Origin of the sequence: Gordonia sp. UBA7599 (genome assembly GCA_002477755.1) — a bacterium.
Classification (GTDB): Bacteria; Actinomycetota; Actinomycetes; order Mycobacteriales; family Mycobacteriaceae; genus Gordonia.
This window is the reverse complement of the sequence record DLKD01000039.1, coordinates 1-234: the sequence shown is the minus strand read 5'-3', so window position 1 is coordinate 234 and position 234 is coordinate 1. Positions and strand designations below refer to the sequence as shown.

Sequence of the window (234 nt, the reverse complement as noted above, 5' to 3'; positions counted from 1 at the left end):
GCCGGGCCGGTGGCGCCGACTGCAGGCCGAGCGGCTCGGTGATGTCGAGGCCGTGCAGGACGTCGTGCGCGAGCGCGCCGGCCTGCCCGCCGCGTGGCGGCGTCCACGGGTGTTCCGCATTGTCACGCAACGATTCGAGCAGTCCGGCGACCCCCTCGTGCGCGTCCTGAGCTTCACCGGCTCGACGGCCACGGGGCAGCGCCTCTACGCCCAGTGCGCCCCGACCATCAAGAA

General features: G+C 73.5%; 1 pseudogene. It reads left to right on the top strand.

Annotated elements, in window-relative coordinates:
• Positions 1–234: pseudogene (locus tag B4L26_RS05305) on the top strand (hypothetical protein); the annotation flags it as partial.